Origin of the sequence: Cellulosimicrobium cellulans (genome assembly GCF_016921195.1) — a bacterium.
GTDB classification, from domain to species: Bacteria; Actinomycetota; Actinomycetes; order Actinomycetales; family Cellulomonadaceae; genus Cellulosimicrobium; species Cellulosimicrobium cellulans_F.
Genome location: NZ_JAFGYF010000001.1, coordinates 961,278 through 987,303 on the forward strand (window position 1 = coordinate 961,278; position 26,026 = coordinate 987,303).

A 26,026-nucleotide genomic window follows, 5' to 3' on the forward strand; every position below is an offset into this window, starting at 1 on the left:
GCTGAGGCTACGCGAGCCGAGGAGGTGGTCTTGGGTGAAGTTCTATCTCCCGATCCTGTCGACGATCGAGCAGGCCGCGCAGGACGGGCTACGCGCGGCAGGTGATGCTCTGCTCGAGGAGTCGAACAGCCGCGCGCCGGAGAACCTCGGGGACCTCAAGGAGGCCGGCGAGGTGCAAGTGGAGGACCTCACGGTCGCCGTCACGTACCAGACGCCGAAGCGCGCAGGGCACAAGAACCGGTACCCGTACATCGCGCGCCAGCACGAGGACATGACCTACGAGCACGAGGGCGGCGGGCCGAAGTTCCTCGAGTCCGCCGGTCAGGACATGCGCGGCGAGCTCGCGCAGATCCTCGCGGCCAAGATCCGAGAGGAGCTCGGCGGCTGATGGACGACGCGGCTCTCACCAAGGTCCTGCTGTGGATCCTCGCGGCTCGGTGCGGCTGGGCCTGGATCCCGGACGGCATCAACCCCTCCGCGGCCGTGCGCCTGTTCTACGGCGTGATCGGGACCACCCCGGACGAGGCCGTCGGCGTGACCGTCTACGGCGGCTCCGACGAACTCGAGAACGGCCTCACGGCCCGCCGCGTACAGCTCTGGCACCGCGGGCCCACGAACGCCCCGGACGGGGCTGACGCGCTCGCGGGCGCCTCGTTCGCGGCGCTGCAGGGCCTCTCCCGCGTGGGAGGCATCAACACGGCGTTCCGCCTGAACTTCGCGCACCTGGGCGCGGACGCCAACGGCCGTCAGGAGCGGTCGGACAACTACCAGATCATCATCGACAACCCGGAGGCTTCCCATGCCTGACGCTCCCGCACTCCCGGCCGGTGCCACACTCGGCAAGTCGTTCGAGTACGGCATCCAGATCGACCTCGGCTACCCGGGAGGGACCGAGAACTGGGTGAACATCAACCGGATCTCGGACTTCAACCCGACCCCGACGCCCGTCACGCAGGACGTGCAGACCTACGACGACTTCGGCGCGCCGAACGAGGACAAGACCTCGGAGTCGTGGGCCGTCGCGTTCTCGGTCCTGGGCAACCGCATCGCCGGCACGGGCAAGTTCGTGCCCGACGTGCAGAAGCTCGTGGACTCGACCCGGCCGGAGACGACCGGTGAGGCCGCGGTCGTGCGCGTCCGGTACTTCCACAAGCCGGAGTCCATCACGCCCGACCCGGACGACGCCTACGAGGGCCTCGCGACGGCCTCGCTCGCCCGCCAGAACGCCGGCGCGGACGGCGCGGCCGAGCGCATCGGCGTGACCCTGACCGGCAAGGGCAAGCGCAAGTCGATCGTGAACCCGTTCACCGGTTGGGGCGCGACGGCCCCGACGATCACGGGCGTCACTCCCGAGGGCGCTGGCGACGGCGACCTCGTCACGATCGTGGGCTCCGGCTTCATCGGCGTCACGGGGATCACGATCGACGGCGCCCCGGTGACCGAGTTCGTCGCGGTCAACGCCGCCACGATCATGGCCGTCGTGCCGGTCGGTGACGCTGGCGACGTCCCGGTCATCGTGACGAACGCGGCCGGCGCGTCGGACGCGTTCGTCTACACGCGCGGCGCCTGACGTGTCGGTCGATTTCTCCGCCTGGGCGGTGCCCTCGCTCGACCTCACCCTGGGCGGGCGGACCTTCACGGTCCGCCCGCCCAGCGTGGGCGACATGGGCAAGGTCCTCGCATGCGCCGTGCGCGGCGAAGTGAACCTCGGCATCGCGAAGGGCCCGATCCCCGCCGACGTCCAGGCCGTCCTCGACACGATCGGCCCCGACGACCACCCCGCGCTCGGCAACGAGACCTTCCGCGAGATGGTCGACGCCGGCGTGCACCCGACGACGATCAACCGCGTCGCGTACTACTGCGTCTTCTACTGGGCGCGCGGCAAGGACGTCGCCGACATCTACGCCACCTGGCTCTGGTCCCCGCGCGACGCCGCGGCCGCCGAGCAGGCGCCAGCCGAGGAGGACGACGACCTCCCAAAAGCGCCGCCGACCTCACGCCGGAGCAGTGGGCACGGTTCGGGGTCGGCGAACCGATCGGCGAAGACGAGCAGGGCATCCCGATCTTCGCGGACTACCGGATCCCGCAGCGGCTGAACGAGCCCGAGTCGGCATCGTCCGCTCGGCCGAAGAAGCCCCAGCCCGACACGTCCTGGACGGCGATCACGCGGTTCTGGGCGCTGGTCCTGGCGGACCTGTCGGAGCTGCACGGCATCGACCTGTACGACCCCGCCGTGCGCGACCGGCCCATGCTCGGCGTCCGAGGGCTGATCTTCGACCTGGTGCACGACCCGCGCAGCCGGCTGCACCACGCACTCCCGAGGAGGTGACCCGGTGGCCCTTCGCGCCGGTGAGCTCGAGTTCCTGTTCAAGGCCGACACCAAGCCGGTCGAGAAGGCCGAGAAGGACGTCAAGCAGATCGGGCAGCGCATCGAGCGCAACCCCGCGAAGGTCAAGGTCGACGCCGACGTCAAGGGCGCGCTCGCCGGCATGGACCAGGTCGAGGCCGACGCGAAGAAGCTCGTCTCCCAGGACGTCGTCACCCGCATCGAGGCCGACATCTCCCAGGCCGAGCAGCAGTCCGAGAAGATCCGCAGCGAGCTCGAGTACCTCAACTCGGTCAAGGGCGAGCTCCAGGTCGACGCGGACATCCAGCGCGCCGAGGGCAAGCTCGAGCGCGTCGAGCGCACCCTCCAGGGGCTGCGCTCGGCCCGCGCCACGATGGAGGTCGACGCCGACACTGCGGCCGCCGAGTCCGAGCTCGACGACCTCGCCGACGACGCCGGCGACGCTGGCGCCGAGGGCGGGCGCAAGGCAGGCGCCGGGCTCGCCGACGGTATCGTCGCCGCGCTCGCGACCGTGCCCATCGCCGGAGCCGTCGTCGGCATCGGCGTCGCCGCCGGCAAGGCGCTCGCGGACGCCATCCAGGACGGCCTCGGGGTCGAGCAGCGCCAGGACCGCCTCCAGGCGCTCACGGGGATCTCCGAGGGCGAGGCGGCGAAGCTCGGTCGCGCGGCCGGCGAGGCCTACGCCGACACGTTCGGCGAGTCGATCGAGTCGAACATGGACACCGCGCGCATCGCCGTCCAGCAGGGCCTCCTCGACCCGAAGGCGACGACCCGCCAGGCCCAGCAGGTGATCTCCTCCCTCGCCGGCATCGCGGACGTCCTCGACGAGGATGTCCGCCCCGTGTCGGTCGCGGTGACGCAGCTCCTGCGCACGGGGCTCGTGAAGTCTGCGGACGAGGCGTTCGACCTCCTCGCCACGGGCGCGCGCGAGGGCGTCAACGCGCAGGAGGACCTCCTCGACACGTTCACCGAGTACCCCTCGCTCTTCCAGCGCCTCGGGCTCTCCGGTGAGGAGGCGCTCGGTCTGATCAACCAGGGCCTCGCCGCCGGCGCCCGCAACTCCGACCTCGCCGCGGACGCGCTCAAGGAGTTCCAGATCCGCGCGACCGACGGGTCCAAAGCGTCGGCCGAGGGCTACCAGCTCATCGGCCTCAGCGCCGAGGAGATGACGGCGAAGATCGCCGCCGGCGGCGAGTCCGCGCGCGAAGGCCTTGACATCGTCCTCGACCGGCTCCGTGCCGTAGAGGACCCTGTCGCACGCAACGCCGCGGCAGTCGCCCTGTTCGGCACCCAGGCCGAGGACCTCGGCGAGGCGCTGTACGCGATGGACCTGACCAACGCGGTCGACCAGCTCAACGGCGTCGAGGGAGCGGCGCAGCGCATGTTCGACACCCTCGCGGACAACGACGCGACCAAGATCGAGGAGGCGAAGCGCAACATCGAGGTCGCCGCCGACGGCATCAAGGGAGCTCTCGCGGCCGCCTTCTCCGAGCCGATCGGCGACCTCGCCGAGTTCGTCTCGGAGAACCGCGCCGAGGTCGTCGGCTTCATGCTCGACGTCGCCAACGGCGGACTCGACATCGGTCGCGGCGTCGTTGAGGGTATGGCTGCCGGCACCGAGGCGATCGGCGACTTCGTGTCGGGCCCGATGGCAGACCTCATGGTCAGCATCGCCGACGCGATCGACGCCGCCGACGAGTGGCTTCCCGGTGCCCAGGACAGCGCCGCCGTGCGCGACATCGCCGACGGCATGCGCGACTTCAAGGACTCGACGACGGACGCCGCGGACGCGATGCGGACCAACCTCATCGAGAACGGGATCGACCCGGCTCAGCAGAAGCTCAACGAGTTCGGGATCCCGCAGGTCCTCCAGGCCGAGTTCCACGACGCGAGCATGCGGGCGGCGCAGTCGCTCGACCAGGTCGGGTACGCGGCCGACGGTGCGACGCAGCTCGTCGACGCGTTCACCGTGGCGCAGGACGGCACGGTCACGGCCGGCTCCGAGCTCGAGCAGCAGTTGAAGAACGCGGTCGCCGCGCTTGACGCGGAGGCCGCGGCCGGGGCCCGGGCCGGGGAGACCCAGGACTCGCTCGCGCAGAAGTACGAGACGGGCAGGCAGGCGCTGCACGCCCAACTCGTGCAGATGGGCCTCACCGAGGAGCAGGCGTGGGACCTCGTCGACTCCTACGGCGCGGTCCCGGAGAAGGTCAACACAGCGATCTCGTCGAACGCTGGCGCGGTCACGGTCGAGGTCGGTGGCCTGGCGTACAAGGTCGAGAACCTGCCGGACGGGTCGTTCACGGTGACGGCGACAGGGAACGCCTGGGACGCGGTCACGACCGTGCGTCAGCAGCTCGACCTGCTCGACGGCCGACGGATCAACGTCAACGTCCAGTACAACGCGTCAGGCGAGCAGATCACCGGGGTCGGGTACAACTCCCGGCGCATGGCGACGGGTGGTCGCGTCACGGGCGGAATCCCCGGCCAGGACTCTGTCCCGATCCTCGCCATGCCGGACGAGTTCGTCGTGAAGGCGACGTCAGCGCGCAAGCACGCGCGCCTCCTCGAGGCCATCAACAACGACCGCCTCCCCGGGTACGCGAACGGGGGGCAAGTGCTCGCGACCGGGCCGACACCCGCTCCGCGCGCCGTCCCCGTCGGGGGTGTCACACGTGCGGACCTGGCCGAGCTCGCGGACCGGATCGTGGCGGGCATGCTCGCCGGCGCGAACGGCGTCGTCGCCTTGCACGGTGCCGCGCAGGATCGTGCGTCGCAGTACCCCGGGAGGTGGTGAGCGTGCCGACGAGCCCCGATGGAATCCTTGAGGCGGAGTTCGACGCGGTCCAGAACCTGGTCAGGATCACGGTGGACGGCGGCATGTGGCCGTCTCCGGTCGCGCGCCTGACGGTCACCCGGTCGTCGGCCGGTGCGCCGCAGGAACCGGTGCGCACGGCGAACAACGTGCGGAGCGCGGGCGGCTGGTGGATCGGCGTGGACGACGCGGCGCCGATGGACACGTCGTGCACGTACCTGGTGACCGGGTGGAATGCGGCCGGCGCGTTCGTCCGGACCTCCGCCGTCTCCGTGGCGACGTCGGGGGCTGCGTGGGGGCTGTGGCTCAAGGCCCCGGGGCGCCCGCAGCTCACATGCCAGGTGCCTCTCGCGCAGGTCGGGGACGCGACGTCCCCGACGCAGGGCGGGGTGTACCAGGTGCCCGCTGGCGGGTCGATCCCGCAGTGGTCCGGCACGGACACGGACGCTCTGACGATCGTGCTCCTACCCCGCAACGACTCTGAGGTGGCGCGGCTGACCGCGCTGCTCCGGACCGAGCGCGTGCTCCTGATTCAGACGGGCGACCCGGGCGAGCCGCTCCTGCCGTCCGGGTACTACTACGTCGAAGGCGTCGGCCGGTCCAACCCGGCCCAGGTCCGCGTCGACGTGTACGGGCGGCGCACGTTCGCGCTCCAGCTCACCGCCACCAGCGCGCCCGCCGGTGAGGGGCAGGGATACACGGGCACGACCTACGAGACGGTGCGCCAGACCTACGCCACCTACCAGGACATCGTCGACGGCAACGGGACGTACTTCGACGTGCTGCAGGGAGGCTGACGTGTGGGCGGTCTCTGACGCGTACCGCGAGGCGATCGCGCGCCCTCACCAGATGATCTTTCGCGCGACCGTGGCCAAGGGCGGTGTGCCGCTGTACGGGGGGCGGGCGCTTCCGGTGACGGGCGGGAGCGTCACGGTGTCCTCGCGCCAGCACGTGCGCCGTACCTGTGACCTGACGATCGCACCGCGTCTTCCTGGTGCGCTGTTCCGCGACGAGCCCGCGTTTCCTGCCACCCGGACCGGGGTCGAGCCGATCGGGACGGATGGGCAGGAGATCACGGTCCGCGCGGGCCTCGTCTACGCCGGCGGCCGGGTCGAGTGGGTGCCGCTCGGCGTGTTCCGCATCGACGAGGTGGTGGGCTCGCTGCTGGACCGCAGCGGGGTGCGGGCCTCGGGGGTCTCTCGGGAGGCGTGGGTGATCGACGACCGGCTCCACGTGCCGCGTACCGTGTCGGGCCCGTCCGCGGTCGCGATCATCCGGTCTCTGATCCTGGAGTCGTTCGCGGCTGCCGAGGTCGCCGTGAGCACGCGCGCCGACCGGCGCGTGGCCCCGACGGTGATCGAGCGCGACCGGTGGGCCGACGGTGTCGCGGCGCTCGCCGAGTCCATCGGGTGCGCCGTGTACGCCGACCCGACAGGCCGGTTCGTGATCGCGGACGCCCCGACGCTCGACACGGCGCCGGTGTTCCGGTTCCAAGCGGGTCCGGGCGGGGTGCTGCTGGACGCTGCCGGGCAGCAGTCTCGGGGGCCGGTGTCCAACGCGTGGGTCGTGACGGGCACGACGCCGGAGGGTTGGAACGCGCCGGTGGGTGCGGAGGTGCGGGACGTGAACCCGCGCTCACCGACCCGGTATGGCGACCCGTCGACCGGGGCGTGGGGTCGCAAGCCGCGCTTCGTGTCGATCCCGTCGCTGACGTGGCGTGGGCAGTGCGAGACCGTCGCTCGCGCGGGGCTCGCGAGGACGACCGGGGCCGGGTCGTCTCTCAACATCTCGAGCGTTCCCCTGTACCCGCTCGAGGCGGGCGACGTGGTCGATGTCGTGACCGATCACACCCGGGTCGCGCAGTCGATCAGCCGGCACATCGTGGACGAGATCACGCTGCCGCTCGTCGCGGGCGGGGACTTCCGCGTGTCGACGCGTGACCTGGGGGAGGTGACCGAGTGACGTCTCCTCCCGCGGTGGCCCGCATGATCGACCAGGCGCGCCAACCGATGCCGCGCCTGGGGTTCGTGACCGCGGTCGCCGCGACCGCGGTCACGGTCCGGTTCGCCGACGGGTCCACGACCCCGTCCCTGCAGTACGCGACCGCCTACGTCCCGACCGTCGGGGACCAGGTGCTGGTCATCCCGACGACGTCCGCGTGGGTCGTGACGGGCAAGGTCTCGGCGGCCCCGTCCCTCGTGCCGGACGAGGAGATCGTCGTCGCGTCGACGTCGGGCTGGTTCCTGGACCGTCGCGTGAACTTCGGCCCGGAACCTCGGGATTGGACGCGGTACGACAACCCGGGCCCGATCACAGGGTGGGCGCAGGGTCGGCAGATCATGCCGATCGGGTCGACCGAGGAGATCGTCGCCCAGCAGATGATCGACCACGCCACGATCGGGTACTACGGGTCGCTGGCATCGCGGGTGCCGTCCGGGTCGACCATCACCGGGGTCTCGCTCCTGTGGCGCCGCGTCGGCACCGGGGCGCCCGAGCCGCCTCTGTCCTCGCCCGTGCTGTACGGGCACTCCTACACCACCGGGTCCCCGCCGCCGGTCGCGACGCCGGCGTTCCCGTTCGGACCGTACCGGTACCCGCCCGTCGCGATGGGCGAGACGGCCCGCCTCGCGCTGCCGGCCGCGCTCATCACCGCCTGGCTCGCCGGAACCGTCACCGGGATCGCGATCTGGTCCGACGCCCCGGCGGACGCGTTCAACGCCGACGCGCGCCCGGCCGACCTGGCCATCACCTACACCCCACCCGCCTAGGAGGCCGCGTGGACGACATCGCAGGGGGCGACGAGCAGGTGCTCGTCGATGACACGACACCGGTCCCGGTACCGCAGGAGCCGATTCCCGTGGACCCCACCACCCCGCCCTCGGACGTGATCCGTGCCCTCGGATACGACCCCGAGCTCATCCAGTCCCTGGTGATCACCGCGACGCACGTCGTCGCGGTCGCCGCGGACTACCCCGAGCCACAGACCCTCGAGGAGGCCTGACATGCCCACGCCCGACACCATCCAGGGCATCGACCTGCCGACCTACGACGACCCGCCAGGCGTCCCCGACGACCTCTCGCTCATCTGGTACGCGATGATCAGCCGCGGCGTGCCCCGCTTCTCCAACGGCGCCCAGCGCGACGCCGCCTACCCGTCCCCGACCGCCGGGCAGCTGTGCGCGGTCGCCGGGGCGCTGCAGCTCTTCAACGGCACCGCCTGGACGCGCATCCAGAACCCGCTGCCGCGCCAGAGCGGCCAGTTCTTCATCGCCCAGGTGTCCAACGCCACGACGAACGCGGCCGGGGATGCGTCGATCACCATCAACGGCGGCGGTTTTGGCACCTCCCTGGGCGCGGTCTGGTTCCAGGACACCCACACCTCGATGTCCCTCGGCGCGATGACGTTCCGGTGGAACGCGTCCGCGTCCTCGGCCTCCACGGTCGCCTACCGCGTCTTCGGGACCAGCGGGCCCCTCGCGAACTTTGCCCACCGTGTGTCCCTGCTGATGGTCGGTGAGTGAGCCGATGCCGCTCATGACCGATGCCGGGATCCCCGACCTCGCCGACGTCGTGACCTGGCCTCAGGCCGTGGTCGCCGTCGTGGTCGTCTTCGCGCTGCTGATGTGGCCGAGCGTCGTCACGATGGTCAGCTCGCACCGCACGAGCAAGCGCCTCAAGAACGTCGAAGCGAAGGCCGAAGTCACCGCGCACGAGGTCCGACCCAACTCGGGCAAGTCCCTCGCGGACGCCGTGAACCGGATCGAGTCCGGCCTCGCGCAACACCTCAGCGACGCGACCGAGCACAACGCGAAGGTCGACGCGCGCCTCGACCGTCTCGAACGCCGCGGCTGGCTCGCCCGCCTGCTCGGCCTCTGACCCACCACCCAGACGGCCCGGACCGGACTACTCCCCGGCCCGGGCCGTCGCCATGCCCGAAGGAGGACACCCGTGAGCACCGATCCCAGCACCGAGCGTGACGACCTCGACTGGTCGCGCGAGCGGGACGGGCGCATGCGCGACGCCGCGACCGCGGACGACGCCGTGCCCACCCGCCCCTACGACCCCGACCAGGACGACGACTGATGCCCCGCATCACCCGCCTGCCCGCAGCGCTCGCCGCGCGCGGGCTCACGGTCGAGCTCGTCGACGGCTGGGAGGTCCGCGGCAGCGCGGACTTCGACCCCCAGGGCGCGGTCTGCCACTGGACCGCCGGCGCGCGCACCGGGGACCGGCCCTCGCTCAAGGTCGTGCGCGACGGCCGTCCCAAGCTTCCCGGCCCGCTCGCGAACGTGCTCCTCGCCCGCTCCGGCGTCGCGGTCGTCGTGGCCGCCGGGCGCGCGAACCACGCCGGCGAGGGCGGCTGGCGCGGCCTGACCGGGAACCGGTCCGTCTGGGGCACCGAGGCCGAGTCCGCCGGCGACGGCGACTGGACCGACGCCCAGCGGTGGGCCTACCCGCGCATCAACGCCGCGTACTGCGACCTGTCCGGCTTTGGCCCCGACATGGTGTGCGGCCACAACGAGTGGGCTCCCAACCGAAAGATCGACATCCGCGACTGGGACATGGCGCACATGCGTCGCGAGGTCACGGACCTACTCACCGGAGGTGGCTTCCTCATGGCCCTCAGCGAGCAGAAGCAGCAGGAGATGTACGACCGGATCATGGGCGCGCTGCCGGGCAAGGAGAACGGCCGCGCGAGGTACCCGCGCGTGCTCGACGTCGGCGACGGCGCCGAGATCGTGAAGAACCTCGGCTACGTGCGCGACCAGCTCGCGGGCTTCACCCAGACCGCGATCACCAACGCGGTCCAGGCCCTGCCCGGGACCGACCCCGACACGATCGCCGCCGCGATCACCGCGGCAGCGGACAAGGCGTTCGCCGGCTTGACCGGCACCCTCACCTTCGACAACCGGGAGATCTCGTGACCACCACCCCCACACAGCAGGAGTACCCCGGCCGCGCGTCCTGGCGCACCGCGGTGCAGAACGTCGTTTCCTTCGTGCTCGTGCTTGGGATCGTCGCCCCGCTCGTAGCGGCGATCCTGCATGAGGAGCTCGGCGGCTACCTGCCCGAGGCGTGGCTCGCGTGGGTCGTCGCCGCGGCTGCGGTCATTGCCGCTGTCTCCGCAGCCCTGGCCCGGATCATGGCGATCCCGCCCGTCGATGCCTGGCTGCGTCACCTCGGCCTGTCCTCCACCCCGACCCTCGCGGTGCCGGACGACGACGGCGTCCACACCATCACCTCTCTGACCCCCGACGAACGTGCCATGGTGAACGACCTGCGCGCGCTCGACGGCCGCGACGAGTTCCCGCCCTCCTGACCGACCGTCCAGGTACGACGAAGCGCCCCGCTCTCCTTCGGGAGGGCGGGGCGCTTCGCGGCGTTGTAGCGCGGGTCAGCGGAAGTAGCTCTCGCAGGCGATGCCGTCGCCGTCGCCGTCGAGCCCGAAGACGTCACCGTAGGCGGGGTAGTAGTAGTTGAACTCGGCCTGCGCCGCGGCCTGGCTCGGGTAGTCCTTGCAGTCCTTGTCTGCCGGGCGGGCGGGGACGTTCTTCACGGTCGGGTTGGGGCGGCCCATGGCGGACCACTCGGCGTAGTTGATCGCCCGGTTGAGCCCGGGCCCGGCGTAGTAGATCGTCGAGGACCCGTAGTTGCGGTACACCTGGTCACCGGTGACCCGGTTGACGACCTTCGGGGTGGGGAAGCCCTCGGCCTGCCACTCGTTGTACCCCAGGCGGTAGCCCTGACCGGCCGACAGGTTCGTCATACGCACGATCGTGGAGTCCCACGAGTACTTGATGAAGCCCTCGTTCCACCGGTCGACATAGGGCTTGAACCCGGTGTTCTGCCACTCGTTGTACGTGAGCTTGTGGTTCACCCCACCGTTGGGCTCCTCGATCAGGATCTCAGCCGAGGTGCCCCACTTGTACACGTAGGAGCCCTCGATCCAGCCGGCGTTACGCGGCGCGGGCTTCCCAGCGCGCTGCCAGTCGGCATACCCGAGCTCGTCCCACAGCCACAGATTCGGGTCGGCCGGGTCGAAGAACGTCACCGCGTGGATCGTGGGCGCCCAGGAGTACTTCACAAAGTCCGTCGGCGCCGCCTTCGGCGTCGGGAAGCCCTCTGCGGCCCACTCGTCGTAGGTCATCGGGTAGATACCCCCGACCGTGGAGTCGACCTTCCAGATCTCCCCGGAGTACTTCGTCAGGTAGTTCCCGTCCGGGATCCACTGTGCGCTCGCCGGAGCCGCGGCACCGACCGCGACCGTCAGTCCCAGCGCCGCCGCGGCGACCGCCGCGGATGCCTGCTGCCACTTCTTCATGTGCATGACCTTTCGTGCGGGTGGAACCGCTCCCCCCGCCGCCCGCAGCATCCACGGACCCAACCTGGTACGCCAGTACCTGAGATCAACCTGTGACCAGACTTCACCCGGCCAGACGCGCTGCGGACACCGTGTCCGTGTCCGCTGTCCGTCCGCGAACCCGGACGGACACCCTCGCCGTCACGGACATACTCACGGCGTCGCTCGCGCGAGTGCTCGCCGTCGACCTGGTCGACACGCTCGCCCTCACGGACGACCTGTCCGCCGCGGGCGGGACCGTCCACCACACCCAGGACACCGTGACCACCACGGACGTCCTGACGACGGCGCTCGCGGCGTCCCGGACGTCCGCGGACATGGTGGGCGTGGCGGACACGTTGGCGGCCGTGCTCGTGCGCGAGCTCGTCGTCGACCTGGTCGACGGGCTCGGGGTGTCCGACATCGTGACGACGTCGGGCGCGCCGCTGCCGGACGACGTCGAGCTCGTCCTCGGTCCGGGGCCGGTCGGCTCGGCGTTCGCCCTCGGGGACCCGGTCGGGCACCCTCTTTCGCTCTCGACTCCACGGAGGTAGCGCATGGACATCGACCGCCGCGGCCGCGAGTGGGCGCGCTGGCCCGACGCCACCGCGCTACCCCCCCGGACCCGCTCGAGATCTCGTTCGACCGCGGGTCGACCTGGAAGCCGTTGCAGCGCGTCGACGCGAGCACCGTCCGCGTCCTCGTCGCCGGACCTGACGTCGAGACCGAGAACCCTGACGGGACCGCGGTCCTCGCGCTCGGCCGCAACGTCGCGACCGTCCGCGTCGTCGCGGCTCTCGAGATCCTCGTCCGGGAGGCAGGCGTCATCACCGTCCGCTGACCGCACTGCCCTCGAACGCGACTGCACCCCCGCTCCTCCTAGGTGGAGGGCGGGGGTGCAGTCTTGTCGGCTAGTTAGCGGCCCTGTTGGTAGGCGTCGCTCCAACCGGCGAGGGCCTTCCGCGCGGAGGGCGACCGCAGAGCGAGCCTCTGGGCGGTGACCTTCGACGATTGTGCGCGGCTGACGACGACAGGGCGTCGAACAGTGACTCTGCGGGAGATCTCCGCGGCGCTTGCATCACTACTCATCGCCATCAGCCTCTGTCTCATCCGGGATCGCGTCATCGTGCTCTCCTCTGGAGATTCGTTCCAGTTCTGCCAGGCTGAAGAGTTGGACCAGGCTAACAGGATTGTTTCGCGCAACGCTGTGCCACGCATCACAATGGAACTCCAAGTCGTAGTCTTCGATCTTCTCGACCGGCAGACCAAGGCGGTCTCTCGCTTCGGTTCGGTCGATCACGTAGCCGTGGGTTGGGTACCGCCGAATCATGCGCTCGATTCGCGGGTAGACATCCTCCAGGTCGTCTCCCGTGCGATAGGCGAGTAGTCGCGCCCCATACTCCATCGCCACGAGCAGGCTCGTGTTCGCTGCCTTGATCGCGACGGGGTCCAGCTGCTCGAGCAGGGGCCTCATGAAGTCGCCAGCGAACTCGAGGAGGTGAGAGATCGTCTTGTCTCGCGCCAGACCGGTCTGCTGGAGCACGACGCCACCGCTGAGCAGGACCTGCGTGATGGCTTCGTCCCACAGCGCCTGGATGGAGTCTGCCGTGTCGAGAGCTGAGCGCATGCGGATCTCGCCCTCACGCACCTCCTGGATATCCAGAGGTCCAAGCTCGGCTGCCGGTGCCATGTAGATGCGATCACCTGCGAGCGAGAGCAGGGTCGCCGCACTCTTCGCGTAGTCGGGGACCACGAAGTTGATCTCACTGAATTTCGATCGAAGGTAGAGGCCGAGCTTGTACGCCGAGTGGGCGTCTCCGCCAGGCGACTCGAGCCACACATCGAGCCGCCCGCCACGCGAGCTCTCAGGCAGGCGCCCAACCTGCTCCATCACCTCCTCAACCACTCCCCGGGAGATCGACCCGTGGGCGTCGTTCGTCATCTGGAACATGACCAGGATGGCGTGAGGTGCCGGGCCCGTTTCGTCCGTCTCGCCGCACTCGGGGCTCGCCGCCGTGGCGGGGTCGTCGTCATCCTCGCTGGGGGTTTGGACCACTGCCTGCGCTTGCGCTTCGTCGTCTCCGGTTGCTGATACTGGCGCGGCCTTGCGCCGACGTCTGGCTGGGCGCTCGCCTGAGGCCTCTTCGCTCTCTCCGTTCACGGGGGGAGGCTCTCATGCATGCCGCTCGTTCGGCCAGGGTGAAATCGAACCTCACATGACCGTGCCCCCGCTCTCGCCGAGCAGGGGCACGGGAACTACTTGCTGCGTCGCGAGCTCTTCGTCGGACGCTGACTGCGGCGCGGGCTGAGGCTCGCCATGAGTGCGTTCCCTCGTCGCGCGTCTCGACGAGCCTCGTCGAGGTACTGCACGGGGTCACGACGCATCTCAGCGATGCGCCGGTCCATGTCTGTGGACCACTTGCTACTTGCCACGATGCATCACCTCCATACCTAGTCTCCTTCATCTTGAGGCCAGCGCCCGCCGGAGGTGGCCAACGCCACACCGGCGAGGACGCCAAGTACACGCATAACGCCGCGGTCGCTCTCGCTCAGCTCGTCCACGCGTGTCGCGTTGATGGTCAGAAGCCCTTCGACTCGTCCGTTCACCACGATGGGCGTGGTGATGAACGCGACGTAGGCGCGTGGGCGATCCGCATCCATGCCTGGCGGTGGGTCCTTGCGGATGTCGGGGTAGAACACCGTCTCGTCCGCCTCGGCCGCTCGCCACACCTCTTTGCCCTCGCCGCGTCGTCGGAAGAAACGCGAGACGGGCTCGTCCCCCCTGCCGTGCGTGAACATCGGGTGCGGCTCGAGACAGTCCTGGCCCTCGACACGCACTCGGCGGAAGAGCGTCGCGCGCGCACGGCTCCCCTCGGTGAGGCTGAGTGCGGCCGTCAGGACCGCCATCAAGGCGCTGACGAGTTCCTCCTTCTTCGCCCCCTCCGTCGTCTTCACCGCTAGCCGGAGAAGGCAACGAGCAAGAGGCTGGAAGCAGTCCTCGAACAGAACCTTCCACTCAGTTGCGACGTGCTGCGCCAGCCGCGTCACGGTTCGCTTGGACGAGGCGTCGAGGACGAGCGCCGCAGCCCCCAAGACGCCGAGGACAACGACGACGGGCCAGCTGGTGCCAACGAAGAAGCCGGCTGCAGTGAGGAGGAGTGCGGAGAGCGCCGCCAGCCACCACCATCGCGCGGCGGCAAGCTGTAGAGCAAACCACGCTGTCTTCACGGAGGGCGACCCTAGTGCACCTGCGGTCCAACCGTCGGGGTTGCCACGTTACGAAACGCTCACGTCACGGGTCGGGGTCGGCGCGGGATGGTGCGGAACACGTCCTCGACGCGCAGCCAGACGATGAGCTCGTGCTGGTTGTAAGGCGGCGTGAGGGCCTTGATGACGACCATGGCGTGGGAGTCGGTCCAGCGGATCGCGCGCGCGGGGAGCAGCTCCTCGTGCGTCTCCCAGAGCAGGCGCACGATCACGGGCAGGTCGCCGGACGGGCGGACGGGCGAGCGCGGCGGGTTGTCGTAGTTCAGCGGTCGCCGCTCCGACCATGGCCGGTCCTCGAGCTGGTCCGGGCGCGGGGCGGACGCGGCGACGCCAGGCCGGTCGTCGCGCTTGCGACGGATCAGACGTCGCCCGTCGTCGTGCTCTCCCACGGCACGAGGGTACGCCGCGCTCGAACACCTGTACGAATCAGCGCACGGCCCGTCGACCCTCGCGCCGGCACGCGCGGCACCGTCGCCGCCCGTCCGACGGGAAGACGACCGTGTTCTCCTCGTCGTAGGGGTGCCCGTTCGGGCAGTGCGTCTTGGCCCGCTGGTGGTCCGCGCCATCGCGCCGTTCCGTCGACCCGTGCCGGTCCCACCTGTTGTAGTGCATGACGCACAGGCCCCGCCCCTTGAGCGGTCGGTCGCACCCCTCGACCGTGCACGCGGACGGTCGAGCCTCCCGCGCCGCAGCCGTCGCGGTGAAGCGTGCCCGGACCCGTGCGGCGAGGTCGTCGTCGATCCACCACGGCCCGGTCTCCCCGCCGCGGTCGACCTCCTCGCGCAGCCACTGCCGGACGGCTGACGCGGACACGCCGAGCTCGCGAGCCAGGTCGGCAGGCGTCCGGACGTCCGTGGTCATGCGGGCGAGCATACGGCGACGCCAAGGGCACCGGGGGTCTGTCGTTCCGGTCCCAGCGGCGGTGCCTTGTGATGTCCGGTCACCAAGGGGAAGGGTGCGGGATCCCGTCAGCCGAGTTGCACTCCCAGCATTCGAGGCGGGCGTTGCTCATCGTGTCCGTGCCACCGTCGGCCAGGCGGATGACGTGTCCGACGGTTCTGTAGCGGGGGTTGCGCTCGAGGCCACGCCCGGTTTCCGGGTCGAAGACCCAGAACGCGACCTCGGGGTCGGTCTCGCATTCTTCCCCGCACCGCCAACAGGTGGGTCCGTCTCGTTCGATCAGTGCAACCACGGTGGGGCGGGGTTCACCCGGCACGCGAGCCCCGCGCACCCGCTCCGCGCGCCGCTTCCCCTTCGACCAGTTCGCCCACCATCGCGCGAGCGCGAAGGCCCTGCGGTAGTCCTCGGCGTCGAACTCGTTAGCGCCGAGCTTGCAGATCAGTCCATACTGCGCGACCCCGACGACCCCTAGGAACGTGCGCCAGTCGTCGACACCCCGGGTTCCCCGTAGCTCGAGCATCCGGTCATGCGCAGCGCGGAGCAATCCAGCGTCGAGTCTCTCCTTGAGTTGCCCGACAACGGCATCGGGCTCCTCGAGGAATCGGTTGTACGCCCGTTCCAGGGGAGTCGCTCTCCGCACCTCCCTGGCTATGTTCGGGCGTCCGGTCGTCATGCGCTCGAGCCTACGGCGACGTCGAGCATCGCGGACGGGATGCCCGTCCGTCCGGCGCGGGCCTGCGTGACGACGGGGCACACGACCGTCCGGCCAAGACCGAGCCGGTCGGCGATCGCGCGCCCGGACAGGTCCGTCGTTAGCGCGAGACGGACGATCTCCTCGCGGTGCTCGGCCACGCGCCCGCGCGCCGCCGTCCGGAGCGTCCGGACGCTGTCCGGGTGTCCGCTGTCCGTCCGGGTGTCCGTCGTCTCGGTGTCCACGGCGTGCAGCTCGGGCGCGCGCTCGCCGTCGAGCGCGATCGGCGCGACGTCGCCGACGACGGCGGGCGCGTCCGCCTGTCCGGCGCTCGCGGACGTCGCCTTGGTGTCCGCGTCCGTCGCGGCCACGGTGTCCGCCACGGTCGCGGTGTCCGCGTCCGTCGCGGCCGCGATGTCCGGGCGCGCGGTGAACGCGACGTCGACGACGACGTGCGCGGCCGCGAGCGTCATGAACGGGAACATGCCGGCCAGCGCCGCGCCGACGGCACCCTGCCAGCCCTGCGGGCCCGCGTCCCAGGCGTGCGCGGCGTTGATCGCGGATGAGACCGTGGTGAGCACCCACACGAGCGTCCACGCGAGCCGGGCGCTCTGGCCGCGGTGCGCGCGCAGGAGGGCGGCGCCGACGTAGACGAGCATCGCGACCTCGAGGACGACGGGCACGAGCCAGGCGAGCGGGGCGGGGAGCGCGACCCACGGCGCGGCGGCCGAGAGGCCGGTGAACGAGAGCGTGAAGCTCGCGGCGGCGACGGCGACGAGCACGAGCAACAGCCCGGCGAGCATGACGCGGTTGTCGGGGTTGATCCGGGCGGACGTCGTCGGACGGGGCGTGGTGGTCATGGCGGTGGTCCTCTCGTGCGTGGTGGTCAGCGGGTGGCGGTGCGACCGCGCCAGGCGATCGCCTTGACGGCGGCGACGGTCTCGGGGTCCGGGGGAGCGGCCGCGTGGGCGGCGTCCTCCGCTGCGAAGAGGTCGCGGGTGGTGGTCGTCGGGCGGTCGATCGTCCGGGGTGCGGGCGGGAACGTGGGGCCGGTCTGCGCGAGCGCGGTGAGGCGGTAGCGCAGCAGGCCGGGCCCGCGTGCGCCGGTCCAGTCCTGCGCGGCGAGCTCGCGGGCGACGTCGTCGGGCGTCCACCCGGCGGCGCGCAGCTCCCGGGCGTGCCGGCGGACCGCCGCGGCCGCCAGGCCGCGGGCGAGGGGGTGTGAGCGGATCTCCTCCACCACCCCGTCGAGCAGCGCGTCCCGCTCACCGTCGACGTCCTCGACGACGGCGAGCGACCTGGTGGGGGGATGGGGCAGGGGATAGGACAGGGGATCCGGCACACCTCGCGACACGAGTTCGTCGCGAGGCGACACGAGTCCGTCGCGAGCCGACACCTGTCGCGGCGCTCGCGGCTCGTGCGCCTGGTGCTCGACGACGTCGACGTCGTCGACCTGGTCGTCGTGGTCGAGCTCGGCGTCGGCGCCGGGCGTCGTGAGCGCGTAGCGGGCCGTGGAGCCCCGCACGCCGGCCGAGGTGAGGGTGAGCCACCCCGCGTCGCGCAGGCGCCGCACGGCGGCCGTCGTAGCGGTCCTACCGAGGCTCGTGCGCGCCTGCAGGCGTTCGGACGCGACCCACACCCTGAGCGGGCCCGTCGAGGCGTGGTCCGCGTAGGCCAGGGCTACGAGCTTGTCCGTCGCGCGGAGGTCGGAGGTCCACACGGCGTCGCGCCACGCGTTCACGTGGCGACGGGCGGACGTCGTCGGGTCGGGCGCCGTCGGCGCCGTGGGCAGGGTGCTGCTAGCGTGAGCGAGAGCCATCTCGGAGGGTCCAGTCCTCTAGTGGTGGTCAGGCCCCGCTCGGTGTTGCAACCACCGGTCGGGGCCGTTCTGTTGTGGGCCTACGGGGTCGCGGGCGACCTCGAGTTGGTGAGCCGCGCGAGGCGATCGCGCAGCGCGTCGACGCCGTCGGGGTCGACGAAAGGGCCCGCGGCGGCAGGTGCCGCGCGAGGCGTCATGTGGTGGGGGAGCGGGGCGCTCGCAGGGCGGCCGTGCCCAGCATTTGCCCAGCAATATCGAACGAACGTTCGACGGATGGGGTGTTCTCGCAGGTCAGACAGTGGGCCCCGTGGGGTTCGAACCCACAACCTACGGATTAAAAGTCCGCAGCTCTGCCAATTGAGCTAGAGGCCCCGGACGCCGACGACGTCCACGCACAGGCTACCCGCGCCGACGGATCGGCAGTTCCGCCCGAGCTCGGCACGTCCTGCTCGGATCCGGCATCTGGAACTGCCGATCTGATCCACAGTGTGCCGAGCCCGGACGGGAGTACCGACGGGTCGCGCGGGCGCGGACCCTACGTGGGTCGGCAGCCGCTGTCACGCGCAGTCTTGCTCCGTGAGAAATTCGGTGAGAAACGGGCGATTCGCTTGCGAGCGGCGCGTGTTCTTGTTTCGGTGGAGTGGACCGAGGAGCCCGCGGGAGGGTGCACCGACGGCAGGTCACGCCGGCCAGGCGTGAGCCGCACGGACGTGTCCCGCAGGCTCCGCCCGGCGACGAGAGGAGCTCTCGTGCTCACCCTGACCGACAACGCCCGTACCGCTGTCCACGACCTGCAGACCCAGGCCGGCGTCCCGGAGGGAGGCGGTCTGCGGATCGCCGAGTCCGCGGACCAGGCGGGCAGCTTCGAGCTCGCGCTCGTGCCCGCCCCGCAGCCTGACGACACGGTCGTCGAGGACGGGGAGGCGAAGGTGTTCGTGGAGTCCGCCACGGCCCCGACCCTCTCGAACCTCACGCTCGACACGGACCCGAACGCGCAGGGCCCGGCGTTCGTCCTGACTCCTCAGGGCTGAACCACCACGCACCACCGGCGCCCGCGCCGGACGACCTCGACGACGCGTCCTCCTCCTCCAGGCGCGTCCTCGGTCGCACGACGGGCCGTCCGCTCCGGCGGGCGGCCCGTCGTCGTGTGCGAAAGGGCAGGCTCAGGCCGCCGGTCCGACGATCCACGACCCGCCGAGCACGGCCGCGCCGAGCGTGACGACGAGGAACACGCCCACCCAGAACAGCCCGGGCACGTGCGTGAGGCGGGCGAGGATGTCGGCGTCGGACGTCGCCGCCCGTCCGCGCGAGCGCTCGCTCTGCAGCTCGAGCACCGGTCGGACCGCGCCGAGCAGCAGGAACCACGTGACGGCGTAGGCGACGGCGCTCTGCACGTCGGGGGACGCCCACCACGACACGCCGACGAGCGCGGCACCCGTGACGAGCACGGACCAGAGCCCGAACCAGTTGCGGATCTGCAGCAGCATGAGGGCGAGCAGCACGACGAGCAGCCACAGCAGCCCGACGGCGTAACCCTGGCGCAGGAGCGCGGCGGCGCCCAGCCCGATGAGGCCCGGGCCGACGTACCCCATGAACGCGGTGAGGATCATGCCGAACCCGCGCGGCCGACCCGACGACACCGTGAGGCCGGACGTGTCGGAGTGCAGCCGGATGCCCGAGAGGCGCCGTCCGGTGAGCAGTGCGGCGAGCGCGTGCGACGCCTCGTGCGCGATGGTCACGACATGCCGCGCGACGCGCCAGACCGGCGTGACGAGCACGACCGCCAGGGCGAGCGCGCCCATCGCGACGACGACGGCGGTCGCCGGGGGAGCGACGGGCGTCGTCGCGGCCTCCCACACCTGCCCGACGACGTCCCCCACCGAGGAGGCGACGTCACCGCCCGAGGTGGTCCCGCCGTCGGACAGCACGGCTCGGGCTACGGCGAGGGAGGGCGTCAGCGCGTGCACGCGCGCCATTCCACCACAGCCTGCTGTGCCCACGGACGGCGCGACGAGACGCACCTCACCGGCGCCCCGGCGTCGGGCATGAGACACTGGGATTCGAGGGCAGCGCGATCCCGCGCGCCCCGCGTCGTGGAGATCCCCCCGGATTGCGTGCGGCGGACCCCGACCTTGAGCCCCGAGAGGCCCATCACCTGTGACTTCCTTCGCCGACTTCGGCCTGCCCACCCCTGTCGTCCGCGAGCTCTCGCGCCAGGGCATCGACTCCCCGTTCCCCATCCAGACCGCCACGCTGCCCGACTCGCTGAAGGGCCGTGACGTCCTCGGCCGCGGCCGCACCGGCTCCGGCAAGACGCTCGCGTTCTCGCTGCCGACCGTCTCGCGGCTGTCGTGGGCGAAGTCGTCGCGCCAGGCGCGCCGACCGCGCGCCCTCGTGCTGTGCCCGACGCGCGAGCTCGCCAACCAGATCAACGCCACGATGGAGCCGGTCGCGAAGGCGCTCGGCCTCGTGACGACGACGATCTTCGGCGGCGTCGCGCAGTCGCGTCAGGTCGCCGCGCTCGACAAGGGCGTGGACATCGTCATCGCGTGCCCCGGTCGCCTCGAGGACCTCCTCAACCAGCGCCTGCTCACGCTCGACGGCGTCGAGATCACCGTGCTCGACGAGGCCGACCACATGGCCGACCTCGGGTTCCTGCCCGGCGTGAAGCGCATCATGGACAAGACCCCGAAGCAGGGGCAGCGCATGCTGTTCTCCGCGACGCTCGACAACGGCGTGGACCAGCTCGTCAAGCGCTACCTCAGCAACCCGGTGCGTCACTCGGTGGACGACGCCGCAGCCGCGCCCCCGCAGATGACGCACCACATCCTCGCGGTGCGCGACGCGGACGCGAAGAAGCAGATCGTGCACGAGCTCGCGTCGGGCACCGGTCGTCGCGTGCTGTTCATGCGCACCAAGCACCAGGCGAAGAAGCTCGCGAAGCAGCTCACCGCCAACGGCGTCCCGGCCGTCGACCTGCACGGCAACCTCGGCCAGGGCGCGCGCGAGCGCAACCTCGAGGCGTTCTCCTCGGGTGCGGTGAAGGTGCTCGTCGCCACGGACATCGCGGCGCGCGGCATCCACGTCGACGACGTCGAGCTCGTCGTGCACGTCGACCCGCCGGCCGAGCACAAGGCGTACCTCCACCGCTCGGGCCGCACCGCGCGCGCCGGGTCGGAGGGCGTCGTCGTCACGGTCATGCTCCCGGAGCAGCGCGGCGACGTGCGCGACCTCACGCGCAAGGCGAAGATCACGGCCCAGCCGAAGCCGGTCGCGCCCGGTGACGCGACCATCAAGGGCCTCGTCGGCGAGGTCGCGGAGTACGTGCGCCCCGCGGACATCACGCCGCCGCAGACGCAGGCGAAGCGCGGCACCGGGTCGACCAACGGCGGGTCGCGCGCGTCGCGCCGCAACCGTGCGCGCCAGAGCGGCAGCCGTCCGGCGGCGCAGGGGGCGAGCCAGGGCACGACGGCACAGGGCGGCCAGGGCGCGCAGCGACCGCAGCGCGCGTCCGGTGCGGGCCGTGCCGAGAGCGGCGGCCGGGACGGTCGTGGCGCGTCGGGCGCGAACGCGGCGGCCGGTGGTCCGTCCGCAGGTCGTCGTCGGGGCGGCCGCGGCCGCGCCCAGCGTCCGGCGGGCGGGTCGAGCACCGTCTACTCGACCTCCAGCCCGCGCTGACGCCCGCACGCCGGGTGCATGACTTTTTCATGCGCTCAGCCGTGGAGCGGGCCGGGAACACGGGAGCGACGCGGGCGGTTGGGATCGTCGGAGGTGGATCATGACCAGCCAGACCCACGAGAACCAGCCCTACGAGGTCGTGAAGACCGACGACGAGTGGCGCGCCGAGCTGTCCCCGCAGGAGTACGCCGTGCTGCGGCAGGCGGGGACGGAGCGCGCGTGGACGGGCGAGCTGCTCGACGAGAAGCGCGTCGGCGTCTACGCGTGTCGCGCGTGCGGCAACGAGCTGTTCCGCTCGGACACCAAGTTCGACTCGCACTGCGGGTGGCCGAGCTTCTTCAGCCCGCTCGCGGGCGACCGCGTCGAGCTCCTCACCGACCGCAGCCACGGCATGGTGCGCACCGAGGTGCGCTGCGCGCGCTGCGGCTCGCACCTGGGCCACGTGTTCGACGACGCGCCCCAGACGCCGACGGGCGACCGGTTCTGCATGAACTCGGTCAGCCTGACCTTCCAGGCCGCTTCGGAGTAGCCGAGCGGGTGCCGGCCCACGCGTCGACCGCGCACGCGAGGCCGACGCCCACGAGATAGCAGACCAGGTCCCGCACCGCGAACGTGCTGCCCAGCAGCCACGCCGCGGGCGGGACCGCGTCGTTCACGGCGGCAGCCAGCCCCGTGGCCTGCAGCGCCTCGACCGCCCAGCACCACGCGAGCGCGACGGAGCCCGCGGTGAGCGGGCGCACGCGCGCGAGCACGAGGACCACGAGCACGTAGGTCGCGACGGCGTACAGGACGTCCCCGCCGACGTCCCCCCAGGGGTCGGGCACCCGTGTCGCGACGAGGAGTCCCGCGACCACGACGAGCCCGAGCACGAGGGTGACGACGAGGCGTCGCCGGCGGGGTCGCGAGAGCACCGGCGTGGCGCCGGGGCGGGGCGAGCGGGCGCCGTCGGGCACCGTCATGCGAGGTCAGCGCGAAGCGTCACCGGTTCGCGGCCCAGCGCACGACGTCCTCGGAGTAGCGGTGCAGGAGGCTCGCGAGCGTCGCGACGTCGGCGCGGTCCCAGCCGTCGAGCGCCTCGGTGATCGAGATGACCCGGCCGCTGTGGGCGGCGTGGAGCCGAGCCTCGCCGTCCGGCGTGAGCGTGATGAGCTGGCCGCGCGAGTCGTCGGGGTCGACCTCGCGCGCCACGAGGCCCAGGGCGTGGAGCCGGCTGAGCTGGCGGGAGATCGTCGCGCGGCCGACGCCGAAGTGCGCGGCGAGCTCCGACCCGCGGATGCCGGGGTGGTCGGCGATGTGCGCGAGGAGCGGGTAGGCGCTCGCCTCGAGCCCCGGGTGGATGCGGCGCGCCATCCCCGTCGCGACGGCACCCGCTCGGCGAAGCAGGACCCGCAGCTCGCGTTCCAGGTCGACGTACGCGACGTCCGGCTCGGCGTCGCGCGCGGCGTCGGGAACGGTGCGGGTGGGAGCGGTCTCGGCGGGCACACGCCCATCATGACGCCCCGGGAGGCATGCGGTCACGTTCGTCCCGAAAACCTCACCCGCTGGACGCTCGACCAGCACGCCGGGCGCAAAGAAATGTGCGGCCCCGAGGAATCTCGGGACCGCACATTCCGTGCACCCAGCGCGGGGGCGGGATCAGCGCGACGAGCGCGCCGCTCGCTCGTCGTCGACCACGCCCGCGGGCTCGTACGCCTCGAGGAGCGTCGACTCCGTCGCCTCGGCCGGCGTGACGCGGCCGGGGGTCGCGTCGGCCGGGGGCTCGCTCCCGGCGAGCGCGGCCTCCTTCTCGAGGCGCTCCTGCAGACCGGTCTTGGTGCCGAGCGGCACCTCCTTGAGGAACGACACGGCGATCAGCGCGACGAGCGCGAGCGGCACCGCGACGAGGAAGATCTCGGCGATGCCGTCGCCGTAGGACTTCTCCACGAGGTCCTTGATCGGCGCGGGCAGGGTCGCGACGTCCGGCACGGCGTTGCCGCCGCCCATCGAGTCGGCCGGGATGCCGAGCTTCGTCAGGCCGTCCTGGATCGACGTCGTGACCTTGGTGGCGAGCACCGCGCCGAGCACGGACACGCCGATCGCGCCACCGAGGCTGCGGAAGAACGCGACGGTCGAGGTGCCGGCGCCCATCTCGTCGACGTCGAGCGTGTTCTGCACGGCGAGCACGAGGTTCTGCATGAGCATGCCCATGCTGACGCCGAGGAAGAACAGGTAGACGCTGATGAGCGTGAAGCTCGTGTGGTAGTCGATCGTCGACAGGGCGAACAGCGACGCGACGAGCACCGCGCCACCCGTGACCATGAAGGCCTTGTAGCGGCCGTACCGCGTGATGAGCTGGCCGAAGACCGTCGACGCGACGAACGTGCCGACGATCATCGGGATCGTCAGGAGGCCCGACTCGGTCGGGGTCTTGCCGCGCGCCACCTGCATGTACTGGCTGAGGAACACGGCGGTGCCGAACATCGCGACGCCGACGGCGACGGACGCGACGACCGCGAGGACGAACGTGCGGTTCTTGAACAGGTGGAGCGGGATGAGCGGTTCGGGGGTCACGCGCTCGACGAGCACGGCACCGACGAGCGCGAGGACCGCGCCGCCGACCATCGCGAACGTCTGCCACGAGAGCCACTCGAAGTTCTGCCCGGCGAACGTCACCCACAGCAGGAGCGAGGAGACGCCGGCGCTGATGAGGATCGCGCCCCAGTAGTCGATGCGGACGACGCGGCGCGCGACCTTCGGCAGGTGCAGCGTGCGCTGGAGCACGATGATCGCGGCGATCGCGAACGGCAGCCCGACGAAGAAGTTGAGGCGCCAGCTCACGACGTCGGTGAGGACGCCGCCCAGGAGCGGTCCGCCGATCTGGCTCACGGCCATGATGCCGCCCATGAGGCCCATGAACTTGCCGCGCTCGCGCGGCGAGATGATGTCCGTGATGAGCACGGTGGCGAGCGCCATGAGGCCGCCTGCGCCGATGCCCTGGAAGGCCCGGAGCGCGATGAGCGTCCCGACGTTCTGCGACAGGCCGGCGAGCGCCGAGGAGACGACCGCGACGATCAGCGCGATCTGGATGAGGACCTTGCGGTTGGTGAGGTCGGCGAGCTTGCCCCAGATCGGGGTCGAGATCGTCATGGCGAGCAGGGTCGAGGTGACGACCCAGGTGTAGGACGACTGCGAGCCGTCCAGGTCGCTGACGATCTTGGGGAGCGAGCTCGACACGATCGAGCTCGCGAGGATCGCGACGAACATGCCGAGGAGGATCCCGGAGAGGGACTCCATGACCTCGCGACGGGTCATGGACGTCTCGGTGCCGCCGGGCGGGGCGGTGCGTTCTGGTGTGGTGCTGGTCATGAGGCGCTGAGTTCCTTGCTCACGGGGCCGTGTCGGAGCGGCCGTGTCGTGTGGCGTGTCGTGTGGCGGTGTCGGTGTCGGTGGTCAGGTGGTCCGTGGTCGATCGCGCGGCGGCGCGGTCCGCGGTCGTGGGGGCGTGCCCGACGGCGGTGGGCGCCGGCGGGCGCCGTCGGTCACCCGGCCGTGCGGGGAGCGTCGTGGCCGGCGACGACCGCCGCGACGACGCGCTCGATGTGGCGCGTGGCCTCGACGATCTCGTCGTCGTGCCACTCGGCGAACGTCGTGGCGGCCAGGGCGTCGATGTGCTCGTACGCCCGCAGGACGAGTGCCCGCCCGTCCTCGGTGAGCTCGACGGTCCGGGCGCGCCGGTCGTCGTCGTCCACCGTGCGGCGGACGAGCCCCTCGTCCACCAGGTGGCTCACCTGGCGGCTCGCGACGGACAGGTCGACGCGGAGCCTCGCGGCGACGTCCCCGAGCTGGACGGGGCCGCACCGCTGGAGCATGCGGAGCAGGCCGAACGACGACCGCGGGATGTCGAGGTCGCGCGCGATGCGGACGGCCGACTCGCGCTGCGCGCGGGCCAGCTCGTCGAGCGCGCGGATGAGGCCCGCCGCGGGGGACGGGTCGGGGGCGAGCTCGGGGGCCGCGGTGGTCGCGGAGGGGGTGATGACGGGCACGGCTACTCCTTGGTTGCTGCAGGCAAGCATACTCCTCGCAGTTGCTTTCAGCAACCATTGTCTGCGGCAAGGAATTCCCGGGCTCCCTGCGAGGCCCGGAGACGGCCGAACCCGGGGCAGGTCCGCACGCGGCGGCTGCCGCGAGGACCG

At 71.4% G+C, this 26,026-nt stretch carries 32 protein-coding genes and 1 tRNA gene; 19 read left to right on the forward strand and 14 right to left on the reverse strand.

Going from position 1 to position 26,026, the window contains the following annotated elements; genetic code table 11:
* The first annotated feature begins 34 nt into the window (after positions 1-34).
* The 14 genes from JN535_RS04245 to JN535_RS04305 all read left to right on the forward strand — a co-directional run bounded on the left by JN535_RS04245 (position 35) and on the right by JN535_RS04305 (position 10,479).
* The gene (locus JN535_RS04245; RefSeq protein ID WP_205202522.1) at positions 35-388 is read left to right on the forward strand and encodes a hypothetical protein; all 354 of its coding nucleotides are present in this window, start codon (positions 35-37) and stop codon (positions 386-388) included.
* Positions 388-807 carry a minor capsid protein gene (locus JN535_RS04250; RefSeq protein WP_205202524.1) on the forward strand — a complete coding sequence of 140 codons (420 nt, stop codon included), beginning with the start codon at positions 388-390 and terminating at the stop codon, positions 805-807. Before JN535_RS04245 ends, JN535_RS04250 begins: the two co-directional genes overlap by 1 nt.
* Complete coding sequence (locus JN535_RS04255) at positions 800-1,570, forward strand: phage tail tube protein (RefSeq protein WP_205202526.1); 771 nt, start codon at positions 800-802, stop codon at positions 1,568-1,570. The genes JN535_RS04250 and JN535_RS04255 overlap by 8 nt, the downstream gene beginning before the upstream one ends.
* A 1-nt stretch (position 1,571) precedes the next feature.
* Positions 1,572-2,096, forward strand: coding sequence for a DUF7426 family protein (locus tag JN535_RS04260; protein WP_205202529.1), 525 nt, complete (start codon positions 1,572-1,574; stop codon positions 2,094-2,096).
* A 237-nt stretch (positions 2,097-2,333) separates the two neighbouring features.
* Positions 2,334-5,141 carry a phage tail tape measure protein gene (locus tag JN535_RS04265; protein WP_205202531.1) on the forward strand — a complete coding sequence of 936 codons (2,808 nt, stop codon included), beginning with the start codon at positions 2,334-2,336 and terminating at the stop codon, positions 5,139-5,141.
* A gap of 2 nt (positions 5,142-5,143) precedes the next feature.
* Positions 5,144-5,956 (forward strand): hypothetical protein, encoded by an 813-nt coding sequence (locus JN535_RS04270; RefSeq protein ID WP_205202533.1) that lies wholly within the window; start codon positions 5,144-5,146, stop codon positions 5,954-5,956.
* Between the two features lies 1 nt (position 5,957).
* Entirely contained in the window at positions 5,958-7,121 is a 1,164-nt protein-coding gene (locus JN535_RS04275; protein WP_205202535.1) for a DUF5047 domain-containing protein, read from the forward strand.
* On the forward strand, positions 7,118-7,927 hold the full coding sequence (locus JN535_RS04280) for a hypothetical protein (protein ID WP_205202537.1): 810 nt from the start codon (positions 7,118-7,120) through the stop codon (positions 7,925-7,927). Before JN535_RS04275 ends, JN535_RS04280 begins: the two co-directional genes overlap by 4 nt.
* A gap of 8 nt (positions 7,928-7,935) precedes the next feature.
* On the forward strand, positions 7,936-8,160 hold the full coding sequence (locus JN535_RS04285) for a hypothetical protein (RefSeq protein ID WP_205202539.1): 225 nt from the start codon (positions 7,936-7,938) through the stop codon (positions 8,158-8,160).
* 1 nt (position 8,161) lies between these two features.
* Positions 8,162-8,680, forward strand: a complete 519-nt coding sequence (locus JN535_RS04290; protein ID WP_205202541.1) for a hypothetical protein — start codon at positions 8,162-8,164, stop codon at positions 8,678-8,680.
* Between the two features lie 4 nt (positions 8,681-8,684).
* Complete coding sequence (locus tag JN535_RS04295; protein WP_205202543.1) at positions 8,685-9,035, forward strand: hypothetical protein; 351 nt, start codon at positions 8,685-8,687, stop codon at positions 9,033-9,035.
* A 72-nt stretch (positions 9,036-9,107) separates the two neighbouring features.
* On the forward strand, positions 9,108-9,242 hold the full coding sequence (locus tag JN535_RS21155; RefSeq protein ID WP_275892131.1) for a hypothetical protein: 135 nt from the start codon (positions 9,108-9,110) through the stop codon (positions 9,240-9,242).
* On the forward strand, positions 9,242-10,084 hold the full coding sequence (locus JN535_RS04300) for an N-acetylmuramoyl-L-alanine amidase (RefSeq protein ID WP_205202552.1): 843 nt from the start codon (positions 9,242-9,244) through the stop codon (positions 10,082-10,084). Before JN535_RS21155 ends, JN535_RS04300 begins: the two co-directional genes overlap by 1 nt.
* A complete protein-coding gene (locus JN535_RS04305) occupies positions 10,081-10,479 on the forward strand; it encodes a hypothetical protein (protein WP_205202554.1) in 399 nt (132 codons plus the stop codon). The genes JN535_RS04300 and JN535_RS04305 overlap by 4 nt, the downstream gene beginning before the upstream one ends.
* Positions 10,480-10,554: 75 nt before the next feature.
* Here the strand turns inward: JN535_RS04305 and JN535_RS04310 are convergent, their stop codons facing one another.
* Entirely contained in the window at positions 10,555-11,481 is a 927-nt protein-coding gene (locus JN535_RS04310; protein WP_240200435.1) for an excalibur calcium-binding domain-containing protein, read from the reverse strand.
* 137 nt (positions 11,482-11,618) lie between these two features.
* On the opposite strand from JN535_RS04310, the gene JN535_RS04315 reads away from it, so the two are divergent.
* Together JN535_RS04315 and JN535_RS04320 are read left to right on the forward strand one after the other, a co-directional pair.
* On the forward strand, positions 11,619-12,053 hold the full coding sequence (locus JN535_RS04315; protein WP_205202558.1) for a hypothetical protein: 435 nt from the start codon (positions 11,619-11,621) through the stop codon (positions 12,051-12,053).
* A 113-nt stretch (positions 12,054-12,166) separates the two neighbouring features.
* Complete coding sequence (locus JN535_RS04320) at positions 12,167-12,340, forward strand: hypothetical protein (RefSeq protein WP_205202560.1); 174 nt, start codon at positions 12,167-12,169, stop codon at positions 12,338-12,340.
* A 240-nt stretch (positions 12,341-12,580) separates the two neighbouring features.
* Here the strand turns inward: JN535_RS04320 and JN535_RS04325 are convergent, their stop codons facing one another.
* From JN535_RS04325 to JN535_RS04360, 8 genes are all read right to left on the reverse strand, one after another.
* A complete protein-coding gene (locus JN535_RS04325) occupies positions 12,581-13,660 on the reverse strand; it encodes an SDH family Clp fold serine proteinase (RefSeq protein WP_205202562.1) in 1,080 nt (359 codons plus the stop codon).
* 290 nt (positions 13,661-13,950) lie between these two features.
* Positions 13,951-14,727 carry a GAF domain-containing protein gene (locus JN535_RS21455; RefSeq protein WP_205202564.1) on the reverse strand — a complete coding sequence of 259 codons (777 nt, stop codon included), beginning with the start codon at positions 14,725-14,727 and terminating at the stop codon, positions 13,951-13,953.
* A 59-nt stretch (positions 14,728-14,786) separates the two neighbouring features.
* The gene (locus JN535_RS04335; protein ID WP_240200436.1) at positions 14,787-15,155 is read right to left on the reverse strand and encodes a hypothetical protein; all 369 of its coding nucleotides are present in this window, start codon (positions 15,153-15,155) and stop codon (positions 14,787-14,789) included.
* Between the two features lie 37 nt (positions 15,156-15,192).
* Entirely contained in the window at positions 15,193-15,627 is a 435-nt protein-coding gene (locus tag JN535_RS04340; RefSeq protein WP_205202566.1) for a hypothetical protein, read from the reverse strand.
* A 79-nt stretch (positions 15,628-15,706) separates the two neighbouring features.
* Positions 15,707-16,339, reverse strand: a complete 633-nt coding sequence (locus JN535_RS04345; RefSeq protein WP_205202568.1) for an HNH endonuclease — start codon at positions 16,337-16,339, stop codon at positions 15,707-15,709.
* The gene (locus tag JN535_RS04350; RefSeq protein ID WP_205202570.1) at positions 16,336-17,217 is read right to left on the reverse strand and encodes a DUF2637 domain-containing protein; all 882 of its coding nucleotides are present in this window, start codon (positions 17,215-17,217) and stop codon (positions 16,336-16,338) included. Before JN535_RS04350 ends, JN535_RS04345 begins: the two co-directional genes overlap by 4 nt.
* Before the next feature lie 26 nt (positions 17,218-17,243).
* Entirely contained in the window at positions 17,244-18,176 is a 933-nt protein-coding gene (locus JN535_RS04355) for a hypothetical protein (RefSeq protein WP_205202572.1), read from the reverse strand.
* Positions 18,177-18,475: 299 nt separating this feature from the next.
* Positions 18,476-18,548 (reverse strand) — tRNA-Lys (locus JN535_RS04360).
* A 377-nt stretch (positions 18,549-18,925) separates the two neighbouring features.
* Between JN535_RS04360 and JN535_RS04365 the strand changes: the two genes are divergently transcribed.
* A complete protein-coding gene (locus JN535_RS04365) occupies positions 18,926-19,207 on the forward strand; it encodes a HesB/IscA family protein (protein ID WP_047231388.1) in 282 nt (93 codons plus the stop codon).
* Positions 19,208-19,339: 132 nt separating this feature from the next.
* Here JN535_RS04365 and JN535_RS04370 read toward each other — a convergent pair whose 3' ends face one another.
* A complete protein-coding gene (locus tag JN535_RS04370; protein WP_205202574.1) occupies positions 19,340-20,152 on the reverse strand; it encodes a M50 family metallopeptidase in 813 nt (270 codons plus the stop codon).
* A gap of 181 nt (positions 20,153-20,333) precedes the next feature.
* On the opposite strand from JN535_RS04370, the gene JN535_RS04375 reads away from it, so the two are divergent.
* Both JN535_RS04375 and msrB read left to right on the forward strand, forming a co-directional pair.
* Positions 20,334-21,854, forward strand: coding sequence for a DEAD/DEAH box helicase (locus tag JN535_RS04375; protein WP_205202576.1), 1,521 nt, complete (start codon positions 20,334-20,336; stop codon positions 21,852-21,854).
* 100 nt (positions 21,855-21,954) lie between these two features.
* Positions 21,955-22,383, forward strand: coding sequence for a peptide-methionine (R)-S-oxide reductase MsrB (gene msrB / locus JN535_RS04380; protein WP_205202579.1), 429 nt, complete (start codon positions 21,955-21,957; stop codon positions 22,381-22,383).
* Here msrB and JN535_RS04385 read toward each other — a convergent pair.
* From JN535_RS04385 to JN535_RS21160, 4 genes are all read right to left on the reverse strand, one after another.
* Positions 22,352-22,813, reverse strand: a complete 462-nt coding sequence (locus JN535_RS04385) for a ribosomal maturation YjgA family protein (protein WP_205202582.1) — start codon at positions 22,811-22,813, stop codon at positions 22,352-22,354. The two genes, msrB and JN535_RS04385, sit on opposite strands and share 32 nt — an antisense overlap.
* A gap of 19 nt (positions 22,814-22,832) precedes the next feature.
* Positions 22,833-23,336: a MarR family winged helix-turn-helix transcriptional regulator gene (locus tag JN535_RS04390; RefSeq protein WP_307868184.1), complete on the reverse strand. Its 504-nt coding sequence runs from the start codon at positions 23,334-23,336 to the stop codon at positions 22,833-22,835.
* A gap of 153 nt (positions 23,337-23,489) precedes the next feature.
* Positions 23,490-25,199 carry an MDR family MFS transporter gene (locus JN535_RS04395; RefSeq protein ID WP_205202584.1) on the reverse strand — a complete coding sequence of 570 codons (1,710 nt, stop codon included), beginning with the start codon at positions 25,197-25,199 and terminating at the stop codon, positions 23,490-23,492.
* 173 nt (positions 25,200-25,372) lie between these two features.
* The gene (locus JN535_RS21160) at positions 25,373-25,876 is read right to left on the reverse strand and encodes a MarR family winged helix-turn-helix transcriptional regulator (RefSeq protein WP_205202586.1); all 504 of its coding nucleotides are present in this window, start codon (positions 25,874-25,876) and stop codon (positions 25,373-25,375) included.
* Positions 25,877-26,026 lie beyond the last annotated feature (150 nt).